Annotated in this window: 18 protein-coding genes; 7 read left to right on the top strand and 11 right to left on the bottom strand. The window is 58.8% G+C overall.

Going from position 1 to position 24,049, the window contains the following annotated elements; all coding sequences use genetic code 11:
- The first annotated feature begins 51 nt into the window (after nt 1–51).
- The 4 genes from ubiG (at nt 52) to BLU75_RS13970 (ending at nt 3,630) form a co-directional block, all read left to right on the top strand.
- Nucleotides 52–750: a bifunctional 2-polyprenyl-6-hydroxyphenol methylase/3-demethylubiquinol 3-O-methyltransferase UbiG gene (ubiG, locus tag BLU75_RS13955; RefSeq protein ID WP_084378125.1), complete on the top strand. Its 699-nt coding sequence runs from the start codon at nt 52–54 to the stop codon at nt 748–750.
- Nucleotides 751–754: 4 nt separating this feature from the next.
- On the top strand, nt 755–1,426 hold the full coding sequence (gene mupP, locus BLU75_RS13960) for an N-acetylmuramic acid 6-phosphate phosphatase MupP (RefSeq protein WP_084378124.1): 672 nt from the start codon (nt 755–757) through the stop codon (nt 1,424–1,426).
- A 164-nt stretch (nt 1,427–1,590) separates the two neighbouring features.
- Nucleotides 1,591–2,331: a YciK family oxidoreductase gene (locus tag BLU75_RS13965; protein ID WP_084378123.1), complete on the top strand. Its 741-nt coding sequence runs from the start codon at nt 1,591–1,593 to the stop codon at nt 2,329–2,331.
- Nucleotides 2,332–2,703: 372 nt separating this feature from the next.
- Nucleotides 2,704–3,630 (top strand): GGDEF domain-containing protein, encoded by a 927-nt coding sequence (locus BLU75_RS13970; protein WP_084378122.1) that lies wholly within the window; start codon nt 2,704–2,706, stop codon nt 3,628–3,630.
- 22 nt (nt 3,631–3,652) lie between these two features.
- On the opposite strand, the gene BLU75_RS13975 is transcribed toward BLU75_RS13970, so the two are convergent.
- The 7 genes from BLU75_RS13975 to BLU75_RS14005 all read right to left on the bottom strand — a co-directional run bounded on the left by BLU75_RS13975 (nt 3,653) and on the right by BLU75_RS14005 (nt 11,614).
- Nucleotides 3,653–4,411: a TenA family transcriptional regulator gene (locus BLU75_RS13975; protein ID WP_373863641.1), complete on the bottom strand. Its 759-nt coding sequence runs from the start codon at nt 4,409–4,411 to the stop codon at nt 3,653–3,655.
- Nucleotides 4,412–4,490: 79 nt separating this feature from the next.
- On the bottom strand, nt 4,491–6,953 hold the full coding sequence (locus tag BLU75_RS13980) for an EAL domain-containing protein (protein WP_084378120.1): 2,463 nt from the start codon (nt 6,951–6,953) through the stop codon (nt 4,491–4,493).
- A gap of 73 nt (nt 6,954–7,026) precedes the next feature.
- Nucleotides 7,027–8,841 (bottom strand): ABC transporter ATP-binding protein, encoded by a 1,815-nt coding sequence (locus BLU75_RS13985; RefSeq protein WP_084378119.1) that lies wholly within the window; start codon nt 8,839–8,841, stop codon nt 7,027–7,029.
- The gene (locus BLU75_RS13990) at nt 8,834–9,469 is read right to left on the bottom strand and encodes a DsbA family protein (protein WP_084378118.1); all 636 of its coding nucleotides are present in this window, start codon (nt 9,467–9,469) and stop codon (nt 8,834–8,836) included. Before BLU75_RS13990 ends, BLU75_RS13985 begins: the two co-directional genes overlap by 8 nt.
- A 3-nt stretch (nt 9,470–9,472) precedes the next feature.
- On the bottom strand, nt 9,473–10,414 hold the full coding sequence (gene trhO, locus BLU75_RS13995; protein WP_084378117.1) for an oxygen-dependent tRNA uridine(34) hydroxylase TrhO: 942 nt from the start codon (nt 10,412–10,414) through the stop codon (nt 9,473–9,475).
- Between the two features lie 372 nt (nt 10,415–10,786).
- Nucleotides 10,787–11,080, bottom strand: a complete 294-nt coding sequence (locus BLU75_RS14000; RefSeq protein ID WP_084378116.1) for a BolA family protein — start codon at nt 11,078–11,080, stop codon at nt 10,787–10,789.
- Nucleotides 11,081–11,092: 12 nt separating this feature from the next.
- Nucleotides 11,093–11,614: a DUF2059 domain-containing protein gene (locus BLU75_RS14005; RefSeq protein ID WP_084378115.1), complete on the bottom strand. Its 522-nt coding sequence runs from the start codon at nt 11,612–11,614 to the stop codon at nt 11,093–11,095.
- A gap of 204 nt (nt 11,615–11,818) precedes the next feature.
- On the opposite strand from BLU75_RS14005, the gene BLU75_RS14010 reads away from it, so the two are divergent.
- Nucleotides 11,819–13,207, top strand: a complete 1,389-nt coding sequence (locus tag BLU75_RS14010) for a class II fumarate hydratase (RefSeq protein ID WP_084378114.1) — start codon at nt 11,819–11,821, stop codon at nt 13,205–13,207.
- Here the strand turns inward: BLU75_RS14010 and BLU75_RS14015 are convergent.
- The 3 genes from BLU75_RS14015 to pap form a co-directional block, all read right to left on the bottom strand.
- Nucleotides 13,201–14,160, bottom strand: coding sequence for a DMT family transporter (locus BLU75_RS14015; RefSeq protein WP_090221483.1), 960 nt, complete (start codon nt 14,158–14,160; stop codon nt 13,201–13,203). The two genes, BLU75_RS14010 and BLU75_RS14015, sit on opposite strands and share 7 nt — an antisense overlap.
- Nucleotides 14,161–14,242: 82 nt before the next feature.
- Complete coding sequence (locus BLU75_RS14020; RefSeq protein ID WP_084378112.1) at nt 14,243–15,427, bottom strand: thiolase family protein; 1,185 nt, start codon at nt 15,425–15,427, stop codon at nt 14,243–14,245.
- Between the two features lie 100 nt (nt 15,428–15,527).
- Nucleotides 15,528–17,045 (bottom strand): polyphosphate:AMP phosphotransferase, encoded by a 1,518-nt coding sequence (pap, locus tag BLU75_RS14025; protein WP_084378111.1) that lies wholly within the window; start codon nt 17,043–17,045, stop codon nt 15,528–15,530.
- A 386-nt stretch (nt 17,046–17,431) separates the two neighbouring features.
- On the opposite strand from pap, the gene mnmC reads away from it, so the two are divergent.
- The gene (gene mnmC / locus BLU75_RS14030; RefSeq protein ID WP_084378110.1) at nt 17,432–19,414 is read left to right on the top strand and encodes a bifunctional tRNA (5-methylaminomethyl-2-thiouridine)(34)-methyltransferase MnmC2/FAD-dependent 5-carboxymethylaminomethyl-2-thiouridine(34) oxidoreductase MnmC1; all 1,983 of its coding nucleotides are present in this window, start codon (nt 17,432–17,434) and stop codon (nt 19,412–19,414) included.
- 413 nt (nt 19,415–19,827) lie between these two features.
- The gene (locus BLU75_RS14035) at nt 19,828–20,316 is read left to right on the top strand and encodes a hypothetical protein (RefSeq protein WP_307652332.1); all 489 of its coding nucleotides are present in this window, start codon (nt 19,828–19,830) and stop codon (nt 20,314–20,316) included.
- A gap of 54 nt (nt 20,317–20,370) precedes the next feature.
- On the opposite strand, the gene BLU75_RS14040 is transcribed toward BLU75_RS14035, so the two are convergent.
- Nucleotides 20,371–23,982, bottom strand: a complete 3,612-nt coding sequence (locus BLU75_RS14040; RefSeq protein WP_084378267.1) for a transporter substrate-binding domain-containing protein — start codon at nt 23,980–23,982, stop codon at nt 20,371–20,373.
- Between the last annotated feature and the right edge of the window lie 67 nt (nt 23,983–24,049).

Here is a 24,049-nt window from a genome sequence, read left to right on the forward strand (position 1 = left end):
AGCCCCGCCTCACGCCCGGCAAACCGTTTTATCAGATTTAGAGGATGATTCATGAGCAACGTCGACCACGCTGAAATCGCCAAATTCGAAGCCTTGGCCCATCGTTGGTGGGATCGCGAAAGCGAGTTCAAGCCGCTGCACGATATCAATCCATTGCGCGTCAACTGGATTGACGAACGCGTCAACCTGGCCGGCAAGAAGGTTCTGGATGTCGGTTGCGGCGGCGGCATCCTCAGCGAAGCCATGGCCTTGCGCGGCGCGACCGTGATGGGCATCGACATGGGCGAAGCGCCACTGGCGGTGGCGCAGCTGCATCAACTGGAATCCGGCGTGAGCGTCGAATACCGGCAGATCACCGCCGAAGCCCTGGCCGAAGAAATGCCCGAGCAGTTCGACGTGGTCACCTGCCTCGAGATGCTTGAACACGTGCCGGACCCCTCTTCGGTGATCCGCGCCTGTTTTCGCATGGTCAAGCCCGGCGGCCAGGTCTTCTTCTCGACTATCAACCGGAATCCGAAAGCCTATCTGTTCGCGATCATCGGTGCCGAATACATCATGAAGCTGCTGCCTCGCGGCACCCACGACTTCAAGAAATTCATCCGCCCTTCCGAACTGGGTGCCTGGAGCCGTCAAGCCGGACTCACCGTCAAGGACATCATCGGCTTGACCTACAACCCGCTGACCAAGCACTACAAGCTGGCCAGCGACGTTGACGTCAATTACATGATCCAGACCTTGCGCGAGGAATGAGCCTGTGAAGTTGAAAGCAGTTCTTTTCGACATGGACGGCACCCTCCTGGACACCGCGCCGGACTTTATCGCCATCTGCCAATCGATGCGCGCCGATCGCGGACTGGCACCGATCAACGACCAGCATATCCGTGATGAAATCTCCGGCGGAGCCAAGGCCATGGTCGCCGTGACCTTCTCGATGGACCCTGAATCCCCGGGTTTTGAAGCGTTGCGCCTGGAATTTCTGGAGCGTTACCTGAAAGGTTGCGCCATCCATAGCAAATTGTTCGACGGCATGGGCGAACTGCTGGCCGATATCGAGAAATCCAAGCTGATCTGGGGCGTGGTCACCAACAAACCCGTGCGCTTCGCCGAACCGATCATGCAGCAACTGGGCCTGGCGAACCGCTCGGCACTGCTGATCTGCCCGGATCACGTGAAAAACAGCAAGCCCGACCCGGAACCCCTGATCCTGGCCTGCAAGATGCTCGACCTGGACCCGGCCAGCGTGCTGTTCGTGGGTGATGACTTGCGCGACATCGAGTCGGGTCGTGACGCTGGCACCCGCACCGCCGCCGTGACCTACGGTTATATTCACCCGGACGACAACCCACGCAACTGGGGTGCCGATGTGGTGGTGAATCACCCGCTGGAATTGCGCAAGGTGCTGGATAACGCGCTATGCAGCTGCTGATTCGCCCCCGCCCACTGTAGGAGCGAGCTTGCTCGCGAAAAACGTTAACGATAATACGCGGCTACGGGTTAGACGCGGCGCTCTCAGGTTTTTCGCGAGCAAGCTCGCTCCTACGGGAAATCAGCGGCGCATGGATTGCCACTTGAATTTTGTTGAGGTTGTTTATGTTTGATTACTCCGCACGCCCAGAATTACTCAAGGACCGGGTCATCCTGGTCACCGGTGCCGGTCGCGGGATTGGCGCGGCAGCGGCAAAAACCTACGCAGCCCACGGTGCCAGCGTCCTCCTGCTGGGCAAGACCGAAGCCAACCTGGCCCAGGTCTACGACGAAATCGAAGACGCTGGCCACCCGCAGCCGGTAGTCATCCCATTCAACCTGGAAACCGCCCTGCCCCATCAATACGATGAGCTGGCGGCAATGATCGAAAAAGAATTCGGCCGTCTCGACGGTCTGCTGCACAACGCCTCGATCATTGGCCCACGTACGCCGATCGAGCAGCTGTCTGGCGAAAACTTCATGCGCGTGATGCACATCAACGTCAATGCGATGTTCATGCTGACCGCGACCTTGCTACCGTTGCTCAAGCTGTCCCAGGATGCCTCGGTGGTATTCACCTCCAGTAGCGTGGGACGCAAAGGCCGCGCCTACTGGGGCGCCTATGGGGTTTCGAAATTCGCTACCGAAGGCCTGATGCAAACCCTGGCGGACGAACTCGACACCGTCGCTGCCGTACGCGCCAACAGCATCAACCCGGGCGCCACCCGCACCAGCATGCGCGCTCAGGCCTATCCAGGGGAAAACCCGGTCAACAATCCGCTGCCTGAGGAAATCATGCCGGTGTACCTGTACCTGATGGGCCCGGACAGTACCGGTATCAATGGCCAGGCATTCGACGCGCAATAACCCGCTCACCCCACGACCCGCAGGCGCGGTCGAGCGAAACGAGGCGGCAACTTTCCAGCAATCGCGAAAATTTCGACCCGGACAGCGCCTGCGCCCACTCTCCGCCGTCCGGCCCGCGCCCCCAGCAAATTCCAATCCTATGATTCAGCTGGCTTTTTATCCGCTGACGCACATGGCATGAATTTCGCTCTACTCTACCCGACGCAAGCTGCGCGACATCACGACGCGCGGCATGGGAAGCGGGTTATAACCCTCGGCAAAGCGGACTAAACTGTCACTCAGGGTTTACACAACTGAATGACCAGTAGCACACCCGCACCTGCTGCTCTCATTGAGCTTGTCAGACAGTGTTAGGTGCTTAGAGGCCAATCCATGAAAACACCGACCCAGACCAACGCGATTGACTTCGACAGTGCCAAATTGCAGCGCTTGGGCTCTGGTCGGCCTTCCGTTCTTGCGCCTCGCCCCACCACCCTCGAGCAACTGCGCCAGCAACTGACCCTGCAATTGCAGACCAGCCTGCAGCCGGAACGCATCCTCGGCCTGTTTTTTCGCGAAATTCAGCGGTTGGTCCCCCTGGAGGCCCTGCAGTACCGTCACGACAGCAGTGATCTGCGCCTGGAATACGGCCATCGCGGCCATCACTCGGTGAGCTATGCCCTCAGCCATGAGGGTGAACATCTGGGCGAACTGATCTTCCGACGCAACCAGCGCTTCAGTGAAGAGGAACAAGGCAACCTGGAGTCGTTGCTGGCCACCTTGCTGTATCCCATGCGCAACGCCCTGATGTACCGGGCCGCAACCCGCAGCGCGCTGCGTGACCCCTTGACGGACACCGGCAATCGCATCGCCATGGACCAGACGCTGCAGCGGGAAATCGACATGGCCAAGCGACATTTGCACCCGCTGTCGTTACTGATGCTCGACATTGATCACTTCAAGCGTGTGAACGACAGTCATGGCCATGCCACCGGCGACAAGGTGCTCAAAGCGATCGCCGGGTTGATCAAGAGCCAACTGCGGAATGTCGATATGGTGTTTCGTTTTGGTGGGGAAGAATTTCTGATCCTGCTTTCCAACACGGGCGGGGAGGCCGCAGCGTTGGTCGGCGAGCGCCTGCGAAAGGCGGCCCAAGCCCAGGATTATTGGGCGGATACAACACGAATCGAATTAACCGTGAGCCTGGGTTGCTCGACGTTGTTGCCGGGAGAAAGCGCGGATAGTCTGCTACGCCGGGCCGACAGTGCCTTGTACGTGGCCAAGCGCGAAGGCCGTAATCGCCTGGCGTTGGCGGGGTAACCAGGACCCCGCCAAGGTCATATCAGGCTTCGCTGGCTTCCAGCGCCTGCCGCTCGCGAGCAATCGGAGCTTTCTCCAGCTGCATGCAACGCTCCAGGAACAGGTACATGTAGTCGTAGCTCTTGCAGACCGCCTGTCGCAACTCCACCTGCAGGGCCTTGCTCGGGTTCATCCCGGCCAGGGTGCAAATGATTTCCAGGGCTTCCCAGGGATGCGCGTCATCATACTGGGCATGCATTTTCAACCACTTCATCGCCCGCTTGCGATCTTCCTCGGGGAAGGCCGCCGCGTAGACGCCTGTCGAGCACACCACGGCAGACCATTCACCGGTGGCGCCTTCGATCGCATAGTTGGTGGCAGCGATCGCAACGATCAATGAATCCGCCGAACTTGTGTGCCAGCACCAATGGCTCAGGGCATGCAACTCGGGCGGAACATTTTGTGCCTGCAACTCTTCCAGAGTGACACCATGGGCACGCGCCCAGTGCACCCAATAGTCAGCGTGATTCAGTTCCACGCGAATGTTGCGCATCAACCAGCGGCGCGCCATATCCTCCCCAGGATGGCGGGCAAACTTGGTCTTGGTGAGGTTCTGCGCCATGTACAACGCAAACTGTTCAACCACTGGCCAGCCGCCAATCAGGTAGTGCCGCATGGTCTTGGCGCTGAGCTGGTTATCGCGCATACGCTGGTACAGTTCATGTTCGACAACGCGGCGCTTGCTCTCGCTACAGTCCTGGATCAGTTGCTGAGCCCAGGTGGGATAACTTGAGGCATCCATAAGCGGACCGGTTCGGTTGAATGTGTCGATCACTGTCGGGCTCCTTTTGATGTGTGATATGTACAGACCAGCAAATGTTTCAACGGAACATGCCAGGCGCCCTGAATAACAGAGGCTGTGCCCGCACAGGTCGACACTGCAAACTATCAAAGGTAAACAATTGCGGACGTTCGATCAGGTAACCCTGGGCGTAATCCACGCCAATCTCAAGCAAGGCCTGCTCGATCTGCGGCGTTTCGACAAATTCGGCAATTGTACGTTTACCCATGACATGCCCGATGTGATTGATCACTTCGACCATTGCGCGGTTAATCGGGTCGTCCAGCATATCCTTTACGAAACTTCCATCGATCTTCAAGAAGTCTACAGGTAAATGTTTGAGATAAGCGAATGAAGACATTCCGGCGCAGAAGTCATCCAGTGAAAATTGGCAACCCAAGGCTTTGAGTTCATTAATAAAACGAATTGCACTGCCCAAGTTCGAGATCGCACTGGTTTCGGTGATTTCAAAACAGATCATTTCTGGCGGAATATTGTAAGCATTGAATTTCTCACGTAAAAAACCGAGAAAGTCGTCGTCTCCAATAGTTATTCCTGACAGATTTATCGCACATACCGCCATGGGTCGGCCGGGCCGCTCGAGCATACACTTGGCAATGATCTTGAATACGTTCTCTACCACCCACCGGTCCAGCGACGTCATCAAGCCGTAACGTTCAGCAGCCGGAATAAAACTGTTGGGTAAGATGATCCGTCCGGTTTCATCATGCAGGCGCAGCAGAATCTCAATGTGCCCGCAACCCAACTCGGTATGGCCCAGTGGAGCAATTTCCTGGGCATACAAACAGAACCGGTTCTCTTCAAGGGCAATATGCAGGCGTTGCACCCACGCCATCTCGCCAAAACGCAAAGACAACTCCGAATCATCGGCATGATAAACCTGCACCCGGTTGCGGCCCTTTTCCTTGGCCATGTAACAGGCCATATCGGCGGTCCGCAGCGAAGTCTCCAGCGTGGTCGGGGTTTGCGAGATATGCACCAGGCCGATGCTGACGGTGGTGACGAAAGGCCGGCCCTTCCAGACAAAGTGCAGGCTTTGCACAGTATGGCGCAGGCTTTCGGCGATTTTTTCCGCCATCGGGGGCGGACAGTTCTGCAGCAGGATGCCGAACTCATCTCCGCCAAGGCGAGCCAGGGTGTCACCTTCACGCAGGGCCGACTGCAGCAGCGCGCAGATATGGCGCAACAACTCATCGCCCGCCGCATGACCGCAAGTGTCATTGACCAGCTTGAACTGATCCAAGTCCAGGAACATCAATGCATGGCGCCCGCCGTGCTGGCGACCGGCGCTGTTTATCACCTGCTCCAGGCGATATTCAAACTCGCGGCGGTTGGCCAGGCCGGTCAGTGCGTCGTGCGTCGCTTGCCAGGACAGGTTGGCAATGTATTGACGTTCCTGGGTCATATCGTGCAACACCAATACCGCGCCGCTGACTTTGCCGGCACTGCGAATCGGCGCGCCCACCAGGGTCACGGACACCGTGCTGCCGTCCACCCGCTGGATCAACTTCGAATGCTCACTGCCACCGCTGAGTTGGTCAGCGAGAATATGCTCGATCAGGGTAAACCCATCGGCCTGGACATCTTCATCGAGCAAATTGAACAACGCGGCCAGCGGCAATCCTTGGGCCTGAGCGGCTTTCCAGTGGGTCAGGGCCTCGGCCGCCGGATTCATATAGGTGATGGCTCCGTCGACATCCGTACTGATGACCCCGTCGCCAATGGACTCCAGGGTAATCTGTGCGCGCTCCTTTTCCAGCTCCAGGGCATCGGCAAAAGCGCGGCGCTGGGTCAGCAACTTGCGGGTGCGCAAAAGCGCCAGAGCGATCAAGATCAGTGCGGTGGCGAGATTGATCACCAACAGCATGCGCAAAATCACCCGCGACCCTTCGCCCAGGGCATCACTGAAGGCTTTGGCGGCCGGTGTCACGCCGTCATTGATGGCAAAGATGCGGGCTTTCCAGCGCTTCACATCGCCATCGCTCACCTGATTGCCAAGAATCGCCCGGTGCATCTCCTGCGCCAACGCATCCAGTTGCACCAGGTAGCCATTCCCCACCGTCCACAATTCGATAGCCTTTTCCAGGTAACTGAAATGCCGAAAATTGAGGTACAGCCAAATCAGGCTGGAAACGTCATCAGGGTGGTTGCCACCTTTGAGAATACTCAGGCGTGCCGCGCTCAGGTCGGGCGTCGGGCGGTCCAGGGCGAGCCGCAGTTCATGCCCGCCCTGGGGCACCGCAATCGCGTTCTGGTATTTGAGGAAGGTGGCTTCGTCACGACTATCGGCGTACAGCGTCAGGTAGTAGATGGCATCTTTCTGCCCCTTGGACCATAAGCTCTCGCCTGCGACGTACCCACGCACCGCCGACAGCACGTAGAGACTGACGCCACCCAGTAATGCCTGGAACAGCACCACGGCGATAAATGGCCAGACGATGCCCAACAACCGTGGCGTTCCGAAAGTCCGTTTTTGCTTCATGAGGTCCCTTGCACATGCACCGCCAAATACGCACGCGAATCCAACACGCCCCGAGCGCACAGCCTAAGCTAAATCAACGTACTTGCTGCAGATGGCCATAAAGTTTTGCGTATAACCCGCCATCGGCAATCAACTGCTGATGGTCACCGTCTTCGGCAATATGACCGCCGTCAAATACCAGCACCCGGTCCGCCTGCTTCACCGCCGACAGACGGTGGGCGATGATCAGTGTAGTACGACCACTGAGAAACCGCGTCAGTGCCTGGTGCAGGTTGTATTCGGTAGCGGCGTCGAGAGCCGACGTGGCTTCATCGAGAATCACGACCTTGGGCTCGGCCAACACCATTCGCGCAATGGCCAGGCGCTGACGCTGCCCACCGGAAAACCGCACCCCGGACCGTCCCACCACGCTGTCCAGGCCCAAGGGCAGAGCCTTGACCGTAGCGTCCAGTTGCGCGATTTCCAATGCCTGCCAGCAGGCTTGATCGCTGCGGTCGCGGCCCATGGTCAGGTTGGCGCGCACGGTGTCGTTGAACAAGGCAGGGTGTTGCAGCACCACCGCGAGGTTCTCACGGATCGTTGCAAGACCGATTTCCTGCTGGGTTGCACCGCCGTAGCGGATGCTGCCCGACTGCGGCGTGTAGAGTCCCAGCAACAGTTGCACCAAGGTACTTTTGCCGCCACCACTGGCGCCGACAAGTGCCACCTTCTCACCGGGCGCAATGATCAGGTTGAGCTGGTCGAGCACCCGCTCCTCGCCATAACCGAAGCTCAGGCCGCGCACCTCGATCCCCACCGTTTCCCGCCCCACAAAAGGATCGGTTACCCCGGCGTATTGCGGCTCGTCGGCCCGGGCCAGCAGCTCGTTGACTCGTGTCAGCGCACCACCTGCCGCGTAGTAGGCGTATTGCAGATTCAACAACTGCTCCACCGGGCTGATCATGAACCACAGGTAACTGAACACCGCGAGCATCTGCCCGATGGACAGGTCGGAAAACAGTACCGTGAGCATCGCCGCCGCGCGAAAGATGTCGATGCCGAACTGGAACAATAAGCCGCTGGCACGACTCGATGCATCGCTTTTCCACTGCGAGTTGACCGCAAAGTCCCGCACTTCCTGGGCTCGCCGTCCCAGCCGGCCGAGGAAAAATCCTTGGCGGTTGCCCGCGCGGACTTCCTGGATGGCGTCGAGGGTTTCGGTCAGCGCCTGGGTAAACCGCGAGGTGCTGTCATTCTCCAGCTTTTTCAGGTGCTTGACCCGCTTGCCCAACTGCACTGTGGCGTAGATCACCAACGGGTTGAACAACAAGATCAACAGCGCCAGTTGCCAGTGCATCCACATCAGAATCGCGGACGTGCCAACCAACGTCAGCATGGCCACCAGGAAACGGCTCAGGGTGTCCCCGACAAACTTGTCCAGCGTGTCCAGGTCGGTCACCAGGTGGGTGGTAACGGTGCCGCTGCCCAGACTTTCGTATTCACTCAGCGATATCCGCTTGAGCCGCTCGATCAGCCGGACGCGAATACGGTACACAATGTCCTTGGCCAGCCGCGCGAACAGCCGGGCTTGCAGCACGTTGAACAGCAGCGCGCCGCAACGCAGCACCAGGGTGAGTAACAGCATCAAGCCAATGTAGCCCGCGGCCTTCTGCCAGCCCAGCGGCAGCGCATGGTTCATCACCTTCAACGCCGCGTCGCCATAGCCCAGCAACACTTCGTCCACCAGCAACGGCAATAGCAAGGGAATCGGCACGCTGCACAGGGTCGCGAGTACGGCGACGCCATTGGCAATCCACAGGGATTTCTTGTGGTGCAGGGCCAGGCGGCGAACTTCCGCCCAGGTCAACCGATCGACACGCTGGACCTGCTCGGCAGACGGCTCAGGCACAGGCAGCGCGCTCCAGCCAGCGACCGAGCAACGCAGACAGCTCGGACAGCGGCTGGTAGCCGTTGGTCAGCAAGGCCAATTGACCATTACGCTCGGCCAGCAACGTCGGGAAGCCAGCCACGCCCAGATCCTGGACCCAGGTGAAATCAGCGGCAGTGGCCGCATGCTGGTCGGCACGGTCGAACGCTTCGGCAAACTCAATGCGCGGTATACCCGCCTGTTCGGCCAGTTCCACCAACACCTTGGCGAGGGTCACGTCGCGACCTTCAACATAAAACGCACGCTGGATCAGCCCCAGCAGTGTCCAGGCGCAATCCGGCGCCAGGCCGCGGGCGGTAACGATTGCGCGGCATGCGGGCTCGGTGTCGTAGACAAAGCCCTCGGGCAGCGCCCCTTCCCGATTGAACGGTTGGCCCGTAGCTTCAGTGACTGCCTGCCAATGCTCGAGGATGTAGCGCCGAGTCGTCGGCTCCAGCGCCGCGCCACTGCCGGTGCGCAAGCCGCCCACCACCAGATGCAACTCGACGCCGGCAGCTTGCGCCTGCTTCACCAGCGCCTCGGCCACCGGCGCAAAGCCCCAGCACCAGGAACACATGGGGTCCATTACATAGAGCAGGCGCGCGGACATGGCTCAGGCCTCGGAAGATGGTTGCTTGTAGTTGTAGCCAATCGGGTGCGGCATATTGCGGGCCTTGGCCAGCTCAATCTGCTTCTGCCGGTCGATCGCGCTGCGACGAGTTTTCTCGGAGAGCTTATCCCAACAGTGCGGGCAACTGATGCCGGCCACATAATGCTCGGACGCCCGGTCTTCGACACTGACGGGGGTTCGGCAGGCATGACATTGATCGTAGTCGCCTTCGCTCAAGTCGTGGCGCACGGTGACACGATTATCGAAGACAAAGCAGTCGCCCTGCCACTTGGTTTCTTCCTGAGGCACCTCTTCGAGGTATTTCAGGATGCCACCCTTGAGATGGTAGACCTCATCGAAGCCTTCGCTGAGCATATAGCTCGAGGCCTTTTCACAGCGAATACCGCCGGTGCAGAACATCGCGACTTTCTTATGCCTGGCCGGGTCGAAGTTGGCTTTGATGTAGTCGGGAAATTCGCGAAAACTGGTGGTTTTCGGGTCGATTGCGCCTTCAAAGGTGCCGATCGACACTTCATAGTCGTTACGGGTATCGATCAACAGCACTTCTGGATCGCTGATCAGCGCGTTCCAGTCCTTGGGGTCGACGTAGGTACCGACTTTCTTGTTCGGGTCGACGCCTTCGACGCCCAGGGTCACGATCTCTTTCTTCAGCTTGACCTTGGTACGGTAGAACGGCTGCTCATCGCAGTACGATTCCTTGTGATCGAGGTCGACCATGCGCGGATCATGCTTGAGCCAGGCGATCAAGCCATCAATGCCTTCGCGGCTGCCGGAAACAGTACCGTTGATGCCTTCTTCGGCAATCAGCAAGGTGCCTTTGATGCCGTTGTCGACCATCGCCTTGAGCAGCGGCTCGCGCAGGGCAACGTAATCTTCAAGGGTGACGAACTTATACAGTGCCGCCACGACAATCGGGTGTGTCATGGGTATTTCTCCAGGTGGCTACCCTCGTAAAGGGTGAACCGGATGCAAAAAAAAGCGCCAACCGTGTGGCGCGCTGCGGATTCTAACAAAATCCGCACGACGTTAGCATCGACTCTAGATAGGCGCGGAGTTTCAAATTGCCATGACGGCATGGCAGACCGGGTCGACGCCTGGAATGGACCACTCCTGTGGCGAGGGGGCTTGTCCCCCGTTGGGCTGCGCAGCAGCCCCAAAACCGGGCACCGAGAATTGTCTGATACACCGCGTTTTTCCTGACTGAGGCTGCTGCGCAGCCCAACGGGGGACAAGCCCCCTCGCCACAGTTCACCACAGGACAAGCCCCCTCGCCACAGTGTGGGTTTCAGGCTGGCTTCAATGTCCGCCCGCGCAAGTCGGCGAAGCCGGGGCGACGTCGATTTGCGCCCACTCTTCAGGCGTGTAGGTATGCAGCGCCAGCGCATGAAACTCACTCATCAGGTCACCCAACGTGGCATAGACCTTCTGGTGGCGCTTGACGCGGTTCAGCCCTTCGAACTGCTGGCTGACCAGCACGGCCTTGAAGTGGGTCTGTAACCCACGGCTGTGCATATGACTTTCATCCAGCACGCTCAGGTACTCAGGGCTCAGGCCGCCAAGTGCCGTCTCTATACGCTGTTGCATGGTCATTCCCGGCTCCACTTACTTCTTCACAGGGGCTGCGGCTTTCTTGGCTGGCGCCAGTTCGTTGGTCATGTCTTCCAGCAACTTGTTCACCACCGGTACCGCGCTTTCCAGCTTGGCCTGGGTCAACTGGGCCGATTGCTGGGTCAACTGGGGCATTTTTTCCAAGACTTTTTTGCCCAGGGGCGATTTGTAGAAGGCAACCAGCTCCTTGAGCTCGGACTCGCTGAAGTTGCTGGTGTAGAGCTTGACCATGTCAGGCTTGAGCTTTTTCCAGCCGATAGCCTGGTCCAGGGCGGCGTTGGCCTTGGCCTGATAGCTGTCGAGGACAGTTTGCTTGGCAGCAGGCGCCTTGGTCTGCTCGAAACGTTGCGCGAACATTTGCTGCACTTGCATGTACACCGGGGTACCCAGCTTGTCGGCATGGGCCAGGGTAAGGAAGGCTTCGGCACTGGCGTTGTGGCTGGCGGTATCGGCAAGAACCTGGCCGCTGGCGCAGACCAGAGCAACCGCGGTACAGATGGCACGAAGACGAGTCATCGAGTTTCCTTTCTAACAGGCGAGGTAAAACCCCAAGGGCGCTCATTCTGCGCCTAAAAAACGCCGCGACTCAACCCCACACCTTGCGGCACCTGGTTTTGCGGGGGGTCACGCCATAAAGCGCCCATCGAAAGATGTTTAATGGAACCCCACGGTCCAGACAGGGCCTAAACTGCGCTAACTGACTTAAGGAGGGTCCTCGCGATGAGCCGTATTGAAACCGACAGCCTGGGAGACGTACAAGTCCCGGATGACGCTTACTGGGGCGCACAGACCCAACGTTCACTGGTCAATTTCGCTATTGGCGAGCAACGCATGCCGTTGGCGGTGCTGCACGCCCTGGCCCTGATCAAGAAAGCCGCCGCACGGGTCAATGACCGTAATGGCGACCTGCCCGCCGACATCGCCCGGTTGATCGAACAAGCGGCCGACGAAGTGCTCGACGGGCAGCACGATGACCAGTTCCCGCTGGTGGTCTGGCAGACAGGGAGCGGCACGCAGAGCAACATGAACGCCAACGAAGTGATCGCTGGCCGCGCTAACGAACTGTCCGGCCAACCCCGTGGCGGCAAAAGCCCGGTACATCCCAACGACCACGTCAACCGCTCCCAGAGTTCCAACGACTGCTTCCCCACCGCGATGAACATTGCTGCCGTGCAAGCGGTGCACGAGCAATTGCTGCCGGCGCTTCGCGAGCTGTCCGGAGGCCTGGCCGAGTTGTCGGCGCGCCATATGAAATTGGTCAAAACCGGACGCACCCACATGATGGACGCGACGCCGATTACCTTTGGCCAGGAAGTCTCCGCGTTCATCGCACAACTGGATTATGCCGAACGCGCGATTCGCAGCGCCCTGCCCCCGGTATGCGAGCTGGCCCAGGGCGGTACGGCAGTCGGCACCGGCCTCAATTCGCCGCATGGCTTTGGCGAAGCCATCGCCGCGGAAATCGCGGCGCTGTCCGGCTTGCCGTTTGTCACCGCGCCGAACAAATTCGCAGCGTTATCAGGGCATGAACCGCTGACCACCCTGTCCGGCGCCCTGAAAACCCTGGCCGTGGCCCTGATGAAAATCGCCAACGATCTGCGTCTGTTGGGCTCGGGCCCGCGCACCGGGTTGGCCGAGATCAAGCTGCCGGCCAACGAGCCAGGCAGTTCGATCATGCCCGGCAAGGTCAACCCAACCCAATGCGAAGCGCTGTCGATGCTGGCGTGCCAAGTGCTGGGCAATGACGTGACCATCGGCTTTGCCGCAAGCCAAGGGCATCTGCAGTTGAACGTGTACAAACCAGTGATTATCCACAACCTGCTGGAATCGATCCGCTTGCTGGCTGACGGTTGCCGCAACTTCCAGGAACACTGCATCGCCGGCCTCGAACCGGATGCGGAGCAGATGGCGCAGCACCTGGAGCGGGGCCTGATGCTGGTGACAGCATTGAACCCGCATATCGGCTACGACAAGTCGGCAGAGATCGCCAAGAAAGCCTATGCCGAAGGACTCACGTTACGCCAGGCAGCGCTGGACCTTGGCTACCTCAGCGACGCAGAGTTCGATCAGTGGGTACGTCCGCAAAACATGCTTGAAGCGGGTCACTGAGACAATAATCGTGTGCGCCGGGCCTTGAGCCCGGCGAACAACGATGGCGCCAACGCTATCGTCGCCGAACCCAGCACCACCAATACCGCCCCGCCATAACCGAGCCCATTGATTTGCTCGGCATGCACATAATCAGGCCATAACCAGGCCGCGGCAGCCACCGCCACGAAGGTCACCAGCGGCGTAATCGCCAAGGTCGCACTCACCCGCGACGCTTCCCAATGCGCCAGCGCCTCGGCAAAGGCGCCGTAGGCAATCAGCGTATTGAAACAGCAGGCGAGTAACAGCCAACCTTGCAGCGGACTCAGTTGCAGCGCTTCCATCGGCTGCGCCCAAGGCGTCAACAACAGGGCGCAGGACAGGTAGATCACCATCATCACCTGCAACGAATTCCACACCGTCAGCAGCTGCTTCTGACCCAGCGCGTAGAGCACCCAGATTGTCGTCGCGAGAAGAATCGTCAGCACGCCCGAGGTGTAGGCCCCCAAGGACGTCAGCAGCTCCGCCAGACGCTGGTTGAAGAACAGCGCGAAGCCGATGATCAGCACCAACAGACCCGCGCCCTGCCCCAGGCTGAAACGCTCCTTGAACACAAAGACGCTGGCGATCATCAGAAAGATCGGTCCCATCTGCACCACCAGTTGCGCAGTGCCGGGACTCAATAATTTCAGCCCCACCAGATACAGCACGTAGTTGCCCACCAGGCCACACACCGCCATCGCCACCAGCCAGCCGCCCTTCGGGCCGAGCGCACGCGGGTTAGGCAGGCGCCTCACGGCCGCCAGGTAGATGAACAGAAAGCTGCCGGCGACCATCAGGCGGAACCAGGTGACGGTGATCGGATCCATCACCTGCAGCACCTGTTTGAGCTTGATCGGCAGAATGCCCCAGAGCAGCGCGGTCAGCAGGGTCAGCGATAAACCGTAGACCCAGCGGCCGGATGAGATATGCATGAGTGCCCCGCGAATGAACGATGAACGAAAGTGTGCATTCTAGGGGGATCACTGGGACATTGGTGAGGTATTTGTCTGGACTTTACCGCACCGCTTCAAACAACCCGGTCGCGCCCATCCCGCCACCCACGCACATGGTGACGATCCCATAGCGCAAATCACGCCGCTGCAACTCCCGCACCAGATGCCCGACCTGCCGCGAACCGGTCATGCCGAACGGGTGACCAATCGAGATCGAACCGCCGTTGACATTGTATTTGGCGTTATCGATCTCCAGCCGATCACGCGCATACAAACACTGGGAAGCAAACGCCTCATTCAGTTCCCACAGGTCGATATCCGCCACCTGCAACCCACGCGCCTTGAGCAGCTTGGGCACCGAGAACACCGGGCCGATGCCCATCTCGTCCGGCTCGCAGCCGGCCACGGTAAAGCCACGGAAGAAGGCTTTGGGCTTGAGCCCCAGTTCCAGGGCTTTTTCCAGGCTCATCACCAGCGTCATCGAGGCGCCGTCAGACAACTGCGACGAGTTACCCGCCGTCACCGACCCATCTTCGGCAAATACCGGCTTCAATCCGGACAGGCTGGACAACGTCGTGTCTGGACGGTTGCAGTCATCCCGGTCCACCACGCCGTCGAGGATCTGCACCTCACCGGTATGCTTGTCTTCGACTTTGTACTTGACCGGCATCGCCACGATTTCATCGTCGAACAATCCGGCCGCCTGAGCCTGGGCCGTACGCTGCTGACTTTGCAGGGCATACAGGTCCTGTTCTTCACGGCTGACATTATAGCGACGAGCGACGATTTCGGCGGTCTGGCCCATCGGGAAGTAGATGCCAGGCACCTGTTCCTTGAGCAGCGGGTTGATCAGGTTGTCGGTGTTGACACTCTTCATCGTCAGGCTGATGGACTCGACACCGCCGGCGACCATAATGTCACTGCAGCCGCAAGCAATCTGATTGGCGGCAATCGCAATCGCCTGCAAGCCCGAGGAACAGAAACGGTTTAGGGTCATGCCCGCCGTACCGGTGCCCAACCGCGAAAGGACTGCCACGTTGCGGCCAATGTTGTAGCCCTGGGCACCCTCGTTGGAACCGGCGCCGACGATGCAATCCTCGACGCTGGCCGGGTCGATGCCGTTACGTGCCAGCAGCGCGTTGACACAATGCGCCGCCATGTCATCCGGACGGGTCTGGTTGAACTTGCCGCGAAAGGACTTGGCCAGGCCGGTTCGCACGCTGTCGACGATCACTACTTCACGCATGGGCTTGCCTCTTGTTGTGGGGGTGGAAGTTGGACCGAGCATAGATCCAGCCTGCAACGACCGCGACAATCATTCACCCCGCGTATGCAAAAGCATGGCGTTACTTTTTCTTGCCCTTCTTCGCACGCTTATCGGACTGCTCGAAGGCGTCTTCCAGCGCTCGGTTGATGGTGCGCAATACCTTGATCCGCGCCCAACGCTTGTCGTTGGCTTCCACCAGTGTCCAGGGTGAAATCTCGGTGCTGGTGCGATCGACCATATCGCCCACCGCCGCCCGGTAGTCGTCCCACTTTTCGCGGTTGCGCCAGTCGTCTTCGGTGATTTTGAAGCGCTTGAAAGGGATTTCCTCGCGGGCCTGGAAACGTTCCAGTTGGGTCTGCTTGTCGATCGCCAGCCAGAACTTGACGACGATCACACCGGCGTCGTGCAGTTGTTCCTCGAAGTCGTTGATCTCGCCATAGGCGCGCATCCAGTCCGCGGACGAACAAAACCCTTCGATCCGTTCCACCAACACCCGGCCGTACCAGGAACGGTCGAACACGGTAAACATGCCCCGCCCCGGAATCTGCCGCCAGAAACGCCACAAATAAGGCTGGGCCCGTTCGTCCTCGGTCGGCGCGGCAATCGGTACGATGTGGTACTGACGCGGATCCAGCGCGGCCGCCACACGGCGAATCGCACCGCCCTTGCCTGCCGCGTCGTTGCCCTCGAACACCGTGACCAACGCGTGCTTGCGCATGCGTTTGTCACGCATCAAGCCGGATAAGCGGGCCTGCTCGGTAATCAGTTGATCTTCGTAATCGTCTTTCTCAAGGCGCTGGCTCATGTCCAGACTGTCCAGCAGGTTCTTTTGATCCACGGAGGCCAGCAACGGTGCCGGGTTCATTCCGCTGGCCTTGCTCTTGCGAACTTTCAGGGCGTTTTGCAGGCCTTCGAGGAGGATTTTGCCAACGGTCAGACCGCGAAAATGCGGGTCGACGCCTTCAATCACATGCCAGGGCGCGTAGTCGCGGCTGGTGCGGCGTAATACCCGCTCGCCAAAATGCACAAACTTGTCATAGGTCTCGGACTGCTGCCAGTCCAGCGGGCTGATGCGCCAACTGTGCAGCGGATCGTCGGCCAGGGTCTTGAGCCGCGCCTTCATTTGCTTCTTGGACAAATGGAACCAGAACTTGAAAATCAACGCGCCTTCGTCGCAGAGCATCTTTTCCAGGCGCTCGGCACCGGCAATCGCCTGATCCAGCCGCGCATCCTTGAACAGGCCATGCACCCGCCCCTGGAGCATCTGGCTGTACCAGTTGCCAAAAAAAATCCCCATGCGCCCCTTGGCGGGCAGTTGGCGCCAGTAGCGCCAGGCTGGAGGGCGGGCCAGTTCTTCATCGGTCTGCTGGTCAAAGGTACGCACCTCGATCAGGCGCGGGTCCATCCATTCGTTGAGTAGCTTGACGGTTTCGCCCTTGCCTGCCCCTTCAATGCCATTGATCAGCACGATGACCGGAAACCGCCCTTGCTGGCGCAGCTCGTATTGCGCTTCCAGCAAGGCTTCGCGCAACGCCGGCACTTCGGCGTCGTAAGTCTCTTTGTCGATGGCGTGACCGATTTCAGCAGATTCGAACATGGACGACTCCCTTTCAAGATGGATCAAGACTAGCGGATTGGAGATTACCCGGCGCAAGGAAATTCCGCCGGCGTTTGCCCTAATGCCGTCTCAGTTAAAAAACTTGCACGCCCCTGTGAGGAGACTTGTCTGTGGAAAGATGGCTCGCCTGTAGGCAGAGGCTCGTCTGTAGGCAAAGGCTTGTCTGTGGCGAGGGGGCTTGTCCCCCGATGGGCTGCGCAGCAGCCCCAAAACCAGCCACTGAGGAATGCCTGATACACCGCATGCTGCTTGAATGCTTGGGGCTGCTACGCAGCCCAACGGGGGACAAGCCCCCTCGCCACAACAGCGATATTCCGCGTCGGTTGATCGGCTAGAATAGCCATCTTGCCTTTGCCGAGTTGCCCATGAACCCCGTACTGCCGCACGCCCAGCTCGACTGGGATGACCAGGGACGCCCGCGCTCGCGGGTGTTCGACGATGTGTATTTCTCCGACAAGTCGGGCCTGGAAGAAACCCGCCACGTGTTCCTTGAACAGAACCGCCTGGCCGAGCGTTTTGCAGCCTTGGCGGTGGACGGCAGCCTGGTGATCGGCGAAACCGGGTTCGGCACCGGCCTGAATTTCCTCTGCGCCTGGCAATTGTTCGAACAACAGGCCGTGGCAGGTGCGCGACTGCATTTTGTCAGCGTGGAAAAGTACCCGCTGAGACCTGCCGACCTGCAACGGGCCCTCGCCCTCTGGCCGGAACTCAAGCCTTTTGCCGATCAACTGCTGGCGCAATACGTCGCGATTCATCAAGGCTTTCAACGCCTGGTACTGGATAGCGGTCGAGTGACGCTGACATTGTTGATCGGCGATGCGCTGGAGCAACTGCTGCAGCTGGACGCGCAAATCGACGCGTGGTTTCTCGACGGTTTCGCGCCGGCGAAAAACCCTGACATGTGGACCGCCGAGCTGTTTGCCGAACTCGCACGGTTGGCGGCGCCGGGCTCGACCATCAGCACGTTCACCAGCACCGGCTGGGTACGGCGCCTGCTCAATGGCGCCGGGTTCAAGATGAAGCGCACACCGGGCATCGGCCACAAGTGGGAAGTGCTGCGCGGTGAATTTCTCGGCTGGCCCGAGCAAACACCGCGGCCGCCGACCACCGCGCCCTGGTTCGCACGCCCCGCGCCACATACCGGCGAACGCCACGCCATGGTCGTCGGTGGCGGCCTCGCGGGATGCGCCACGGCCGCCAGCCTGGCCGCCCGTGGCTGGCGAGTCAGTCTGTTGGAGCGTCATGCTGCCCTGGCCCAGGAAGCCTCCGGCAACCCGCAAGGCGTGCTGTACCTCAAACTCTCGGCCCACGGCACCGCGCTGTCACAGCTGATTGTCAGCGGTTTCGGCCACACCCGGCGCCTGCTGCAGCAGTTGCAGCGAGGCGTCGACTGGGACGCCTGCGGCGTGCTGCAACTGGCGTTCAACGCCAAGGAAGCCCAGCGTCAGGCCACACTGGCCGACGCCTTTGCGCCGGACTTGTTGCGGTGCCTGGATCAGACCCAGGCCCAGACCATCGCCGGTGTCGCCCTGGCGCACGGCGGGCTGTTTTTCCCTGAGGGTGGCTGGGTGCATCCACCGGCGCTCTGCCAATGGCAGGCCGCACACCCGTTGATTGAGGTGTTGACGCACCACGACGCCCTCGACCTGCAACGGGTCGATAACCAATGGCAGGCGCAGGCGGCCGGCCGCGTATTGGCCAGCGCTCCGGTGGTGGTCCTCGCGGGCGCCGCCGAGGTCACACGCTTTGCCGCCAGCGCCGAACTGCCGTTGAAGCGCATTCGTGGGCAAATCACCCGGTTGGCGCAAACCGCCACCAGCCGGGACCTGGCAACCGTGGTCTGCAGCGAAGGCTATATTGCCCCGGCGCGCCTCGGTGAACACACCCTTGGCGCCAGCTTCGACTTCACCAGCGAGGACCTGACGCCGACCGCCAGCGAACACGCCGGTAACCTGCGCCTGCTGCAGGACATCTCCGTCGACCTGTGGCAACGCTTGCATGCCGAGGAGCTCGATCCCGAACACCTCGAAGGTCGCGCGGCGTTTCGCTGCACCAGTCCGGACTACCTGCCGATTGTCGGCCCCCTGGCAGACAGCCAGGCTTTTTCCCTGGCCTACGCCGCCTTGCGCAAGGACGCTCGCCAGGTACCGGACACGCCCTGCCCTTGGCTGGACGGTTTGTACGTCAATAGCGGGCATGGTTCGCGCGGCCTGATTACCGCACCCTTGTGCGGTGAACTGCTGGCGGCCTGGATCAATCAGGAACCGCTGCCGTTGCCTGCCAGCGTCGCCCAGGCCTGCCACCCAAACCGGTTCGCGTTGCGCCGTTTGATACGAAATCAAGCCTGAGCCAGCCCTCCGCCCAGCCTCGAAAAGTGGGCAAACCGACCCGATATTTTCCCACCGCGCTGCCATCCCCTGGCAGCCCCGCCGGCACATGCGCCACGCGCCTTATAACCGATTGATCTAAAACTACCGCAACAAGAGCTTGCCAGCTTTCAAGTACCCTGAAGTCTCCCCAACGGAAAACCGGTAAGGAATTTATGTGTGGATTAGCTGGCGTATTCTAAAGGCGCTAGACAAGGGGCTTCAGCGCCTTCTGAGATCCCGCAGAGTCCCTCGAGGAAACTGGTACGAGCTTCATCCCATCCCCAGGCGTCCTGCCGACGAAACACAGAACCAAACCCCACTACAGCTCGTCGCCTCAAATCGCACACCCTGAAAACCCCAATAACTGTACATACAGCACCCTGGATTCCGTTATGGACGTTGACGACAACACCGATGATTGGCTTGGCTGCCCAACCCCCCTGGAAATGTACAAGCACCCATGCGCCATGCTCGAGGACGCGCTGATCGAAACTCAGTCGATGCTGCGCAAAGCTCGGGCGAATGTCGCAGGACTGGTGCAGATGAAGGACATGCTTGCCACCGGTAAGGCGCTGGCCGAATCCGAATTGGCGAAAGCGCAGTTAGAGATTCACAGGCTCAATTACCAAAGCAGGGAGATGGGCAGGAAGAATAACAGCCGCCAGATAGTGGCTGGCCAGCGAGAGCGCCTATTAAGGGAGAATCAGCGGCTCCTGCTGGAGTTGAGCGTGCTACGGGGCCACAGCCCTGACGTACGCCTGGCACCTCCGCAGCGTTATCAATCCTTGATCGTCGAACATGCGCTGCACTTGAGTCAGATTCTTGTTTTCCCCATGCCGCTACCGAATTCTCAGATCTACATTGCATGCATAGCTAATTGAAGCAGCAAGAGTAATATGCGTCGCGATGCGAGCTCACCAGAGAAATTGCCCGGCTCAGTGTGATCCAAGGGCACGCTCCATTGTGATTATGGCGATCTCCACCTCCTCCACCGCCTTACAAACCTCCTCAAACGAAGATTGCGGGTCCGCACATATAGCTTCCATGCGTCGGCAAGATTCGACCAATATCTCTCCCTTCACAACACGAGCAGCGCCTTTAATTCTGTGAGCCAACTCACCTAATTTATCCGTCTCACCATTATGAAGTAAAACTTTCAGTGACTGACAATCTTTACGATTATTATTTATTAACTCGTCAAGTATCTCGCGAAACTTTACCGGATCACTATTGATGAGCAACTCCAGGGAGCCCAGATCAACCAGTCGCAATGAATCTGGGGACATTGGAGGCAATGAGGTCTCGGGATACTCGCTCTCTATTTCCCGATCCTGGTGTAGCGCCAGCAACCTCGCGTCCAGTTCGTCAAGACCAATTGGTTTGATCAGGCAATCATTCATGCCTGCTTTTATACACTGTTCTATTTCTTCCGGCTGTGCATCGGCAGTGAGGCCAATAATTACCGTGGGCCCAAGACCTTGCTCTTGTTCGACTCTACGAATTGCTCGTGTGAGGTCAGAACCATTCATAACCGGCATGTGACAATCGGTGATGACAACATCGAAGGACTGCTCTCTCCAGCAGTCGAACGCACCCTGCCCATCTTCTGCCTCATAGACATCGTGACCTAAAAATTTCAGCTGTTGGTGTAAGACTTGGCGGTTGACTTGGTGATCATCCACCACAAGAACCTGTAAACAGTAACGTTGATGAACCAAGGGTAGGACAGGCAAATGCGTGATGCTGATGCTCTCTAATACCTGTAAGTGCAGCTCTACGTCGACCCGCGTTCCGCGACCTAAAGCACTACTCATGGTTACGCGCCCCCCCATCATCTCGCACAGCGAGCGACAGATTACCAGGCCAAGGCCCGTTCCTTCAGTCTGCTGGACATTGCGCTGCGCCTGGACGAAAGGCCTGAACAAGCGCTGCTGGTCGGCAGGGCAGATGCCAACGCCCGTATCTTCGACACTGAGGCTGACTTTAAGGAGACTCGCACTGGCGAGTAGCCCAGAAATGCTGATTTTGATCGACCCCTCTTCAGTGAACTTGATGGCATTGCTGACCAGGTTGGACAAGACCTGCTTGAGCCGCAGGGCATCGACCAACACATCACAGTTGATGCTCGAATCGATATCAAGAATCAGGTTCAGGCGCTTCTGCCGGGCTAGCCCCTCGAACACCCTGGCCACTGATTCGACTAATTCGCGTAGGTTTGCTCGCTTGGGCGACAGACTGAGACGCCCCGACTCAATTCGTGCAATATCGAGAATGTCGCCGATCAGCTCTAGCAAGCTTTTTGCCGAGGTATAAGCAATTTCGATGCTGGCTCGGTCAATCGGTTGACTATCGGCGCGCTTGAGCGCCAGTTCAAGAACCCCGATCACGGCATTCATAGGGGTACGGATTTCATGACTCATGGTGGCCAAAAAACTGGTCTTGGCACGGCTGGCCTCATCGGCCTGATTCTTCGCTTCCTGTAACTGCTCTACCAGTAGCCGGTGCTCGGTAATATCAAGCCAGCCGCAAATAACCCCTTTGGTGACGCCTTGCGAATCCTGAAACGGTTGCACCCAGTGATTAATCCACACCTCCTTACCTTGCAAGACAACAGCGTGTACCGATTCTATGGTCTGGTCGTCTCTAATCGCCTGCAGGTAGATGCTATGAAAGTCTGGAAGGCCTTCAAAACTGTCCTTGGGTAACTGGCCTACTGTTTTGTTCAGCACCTGTTCGGAATTCAGGCCGACGCTTTTAAGGTAGCTGCGGTTGCACGACAACATGCGACCCTTAATGTCACGTACATACAACGGCGGCGGCATACAGTCAGTCAGCGTCTCGACAAACTGAAGTTGATCATTGAGCAGGCGTTCGGCCTTGAGTCGGGCCTTGATTTGCCGCCGCAAATAAACCACCCAGGCAAGCGAAAGCAACAAAAGCAGCGAGGCACCGGCGATGATTTCGCTAATCACCGACTCATAATCGACCCAGGTCTGACCACTCATACCTGGAGGCGAGCGCCAGCGATTAGAAATTGCATTGAGCTCATCAGGAGCAACGCTATGCAAGACCTTGTCGATAATCGATTGCAGCTCAACATCGCTGCGGCGCATCGCAAAATTGACCGTCGCGGGCCCAACATCGAGAACTTGATTGATAGCCAGCTTATTGCGGAATAGGCGCTCAATGTAGTACCGCGCTGTGGGCATTGACACCATGGCAGCATCGGCTTTTCGTTGATAGAGCAAATTCATCGAGTCGAGCGAGCCGCCTGCTTCTACTACGACGGCTTCGGGATATCGCTTGCGCAATCGTTGGATGGCCACGTGCCCGGTAGGAACCGCCACACGCTTGTCGATAAGACTTTCCAATTTGCCTTGATTGTCAATGCTACTAAGCAACACGAATGGACTGGTGAGCAGCGGCATGGAGAAGCGCAAGTTCTCCTCCCGTTCAGGGCTTGCAGTCATTAGAGCCAGATCGGCTTTACCCTTCTGCACCTCTTCGATGATCTGCGGAAAGCCACCTCTTCGCGAAACCACTTCGAAATGCAGGCCGGTACTGAGGGTTATCACTTCGAGGATATCGGCGATCCCGCCGGAGAACGCTCCGCTGGAGTCGAAATATGCGCCCGGCGCCAGGTCATCATTGATCACCAGCCGTACCACCGGATGCCGCTGGATCCACCGAGTCTGCTCTAAAGTGAGATTGATGGGCTCTTCGCTGGGGATGAAGCTGTTGCCCACCCAGCGCTTGGCCAAGTTGTGCAACTGATCTTCACCGATGGCCCCAATGGCGACGTTGAGTAGCCGCTGCAAACGCGTATTGTCGACTTGCAGAGCATAACTGTAGTCGCCTCCGTGCACGTCGGAGAAACGCTCAAAACTGACAACGTTGTAAAACGCGCGATTGATCAGGTAATAGGCGCTGTACAAGTCATCTAGGTAAACATCCGCCTGGCCAAAGGCGGCAGCGGCAATCGCCTTTTCGTGATCGGCATACACTCGAAAATCAGCCCGAGGGTAGCGCTGCTTGAGCTCGGCGCCGCGTTCGTTGGTGATCGCTACGCGTAAGCCGGCAAGATCGACGGGGGAATGCCGGGGTTCGGCACTGCGCTTGAACACCGCCAGCCGGTTCCGGGCGTAGGGGATGCTTAACAGCAAATCCGAACGTAGTTCAGTGCTGCCGTGAACACTAATCACATCGACGCTCCCGGCCTGCAATGCCTTGCGTGCCTCCTGCTCATTGGCAAAGGCCACGATCTTCACCTGCAAGCCCAATAGCTGCGCGACCAGTGCAGTTGCATCAGCGCTGATGCCCTCGTACAGATTGCCTTGGGCATTGACCGAAAACGGCGCGGACTCGGTTTCCGACACTCCGACCCTGAGCGCGGCCTTGCGCCGCAGCCAATGCCAGTCTTCGGTGGAAATCTCGATATCATGACGATCAATACGCAGCTGGCTGGACAGCACAGGCAAGGTTGCCGCCAACAGCTGCACGCTACTCAACAGTAGACCGATGGACAGGCAGAAAGAACGTAGATACATGCGAAATAAAAACCGAAAGAGCCTGAGGGTCGCCACTATAGTCGGCGCAATGATAGTTCAAGACCGT

The sequence above is a fragment of the Pseudomonas mucidolens genome, from assembly GCF_900106045.1.
Taxonomy (GTDB): domain Bacteria; phylum Pseudomonadota; class Gammaproteobacteria; order Pseudomonadales; family Pseudomonadaceae; genus Aquipseudomonas; species Aquipseudomonas mucidolens.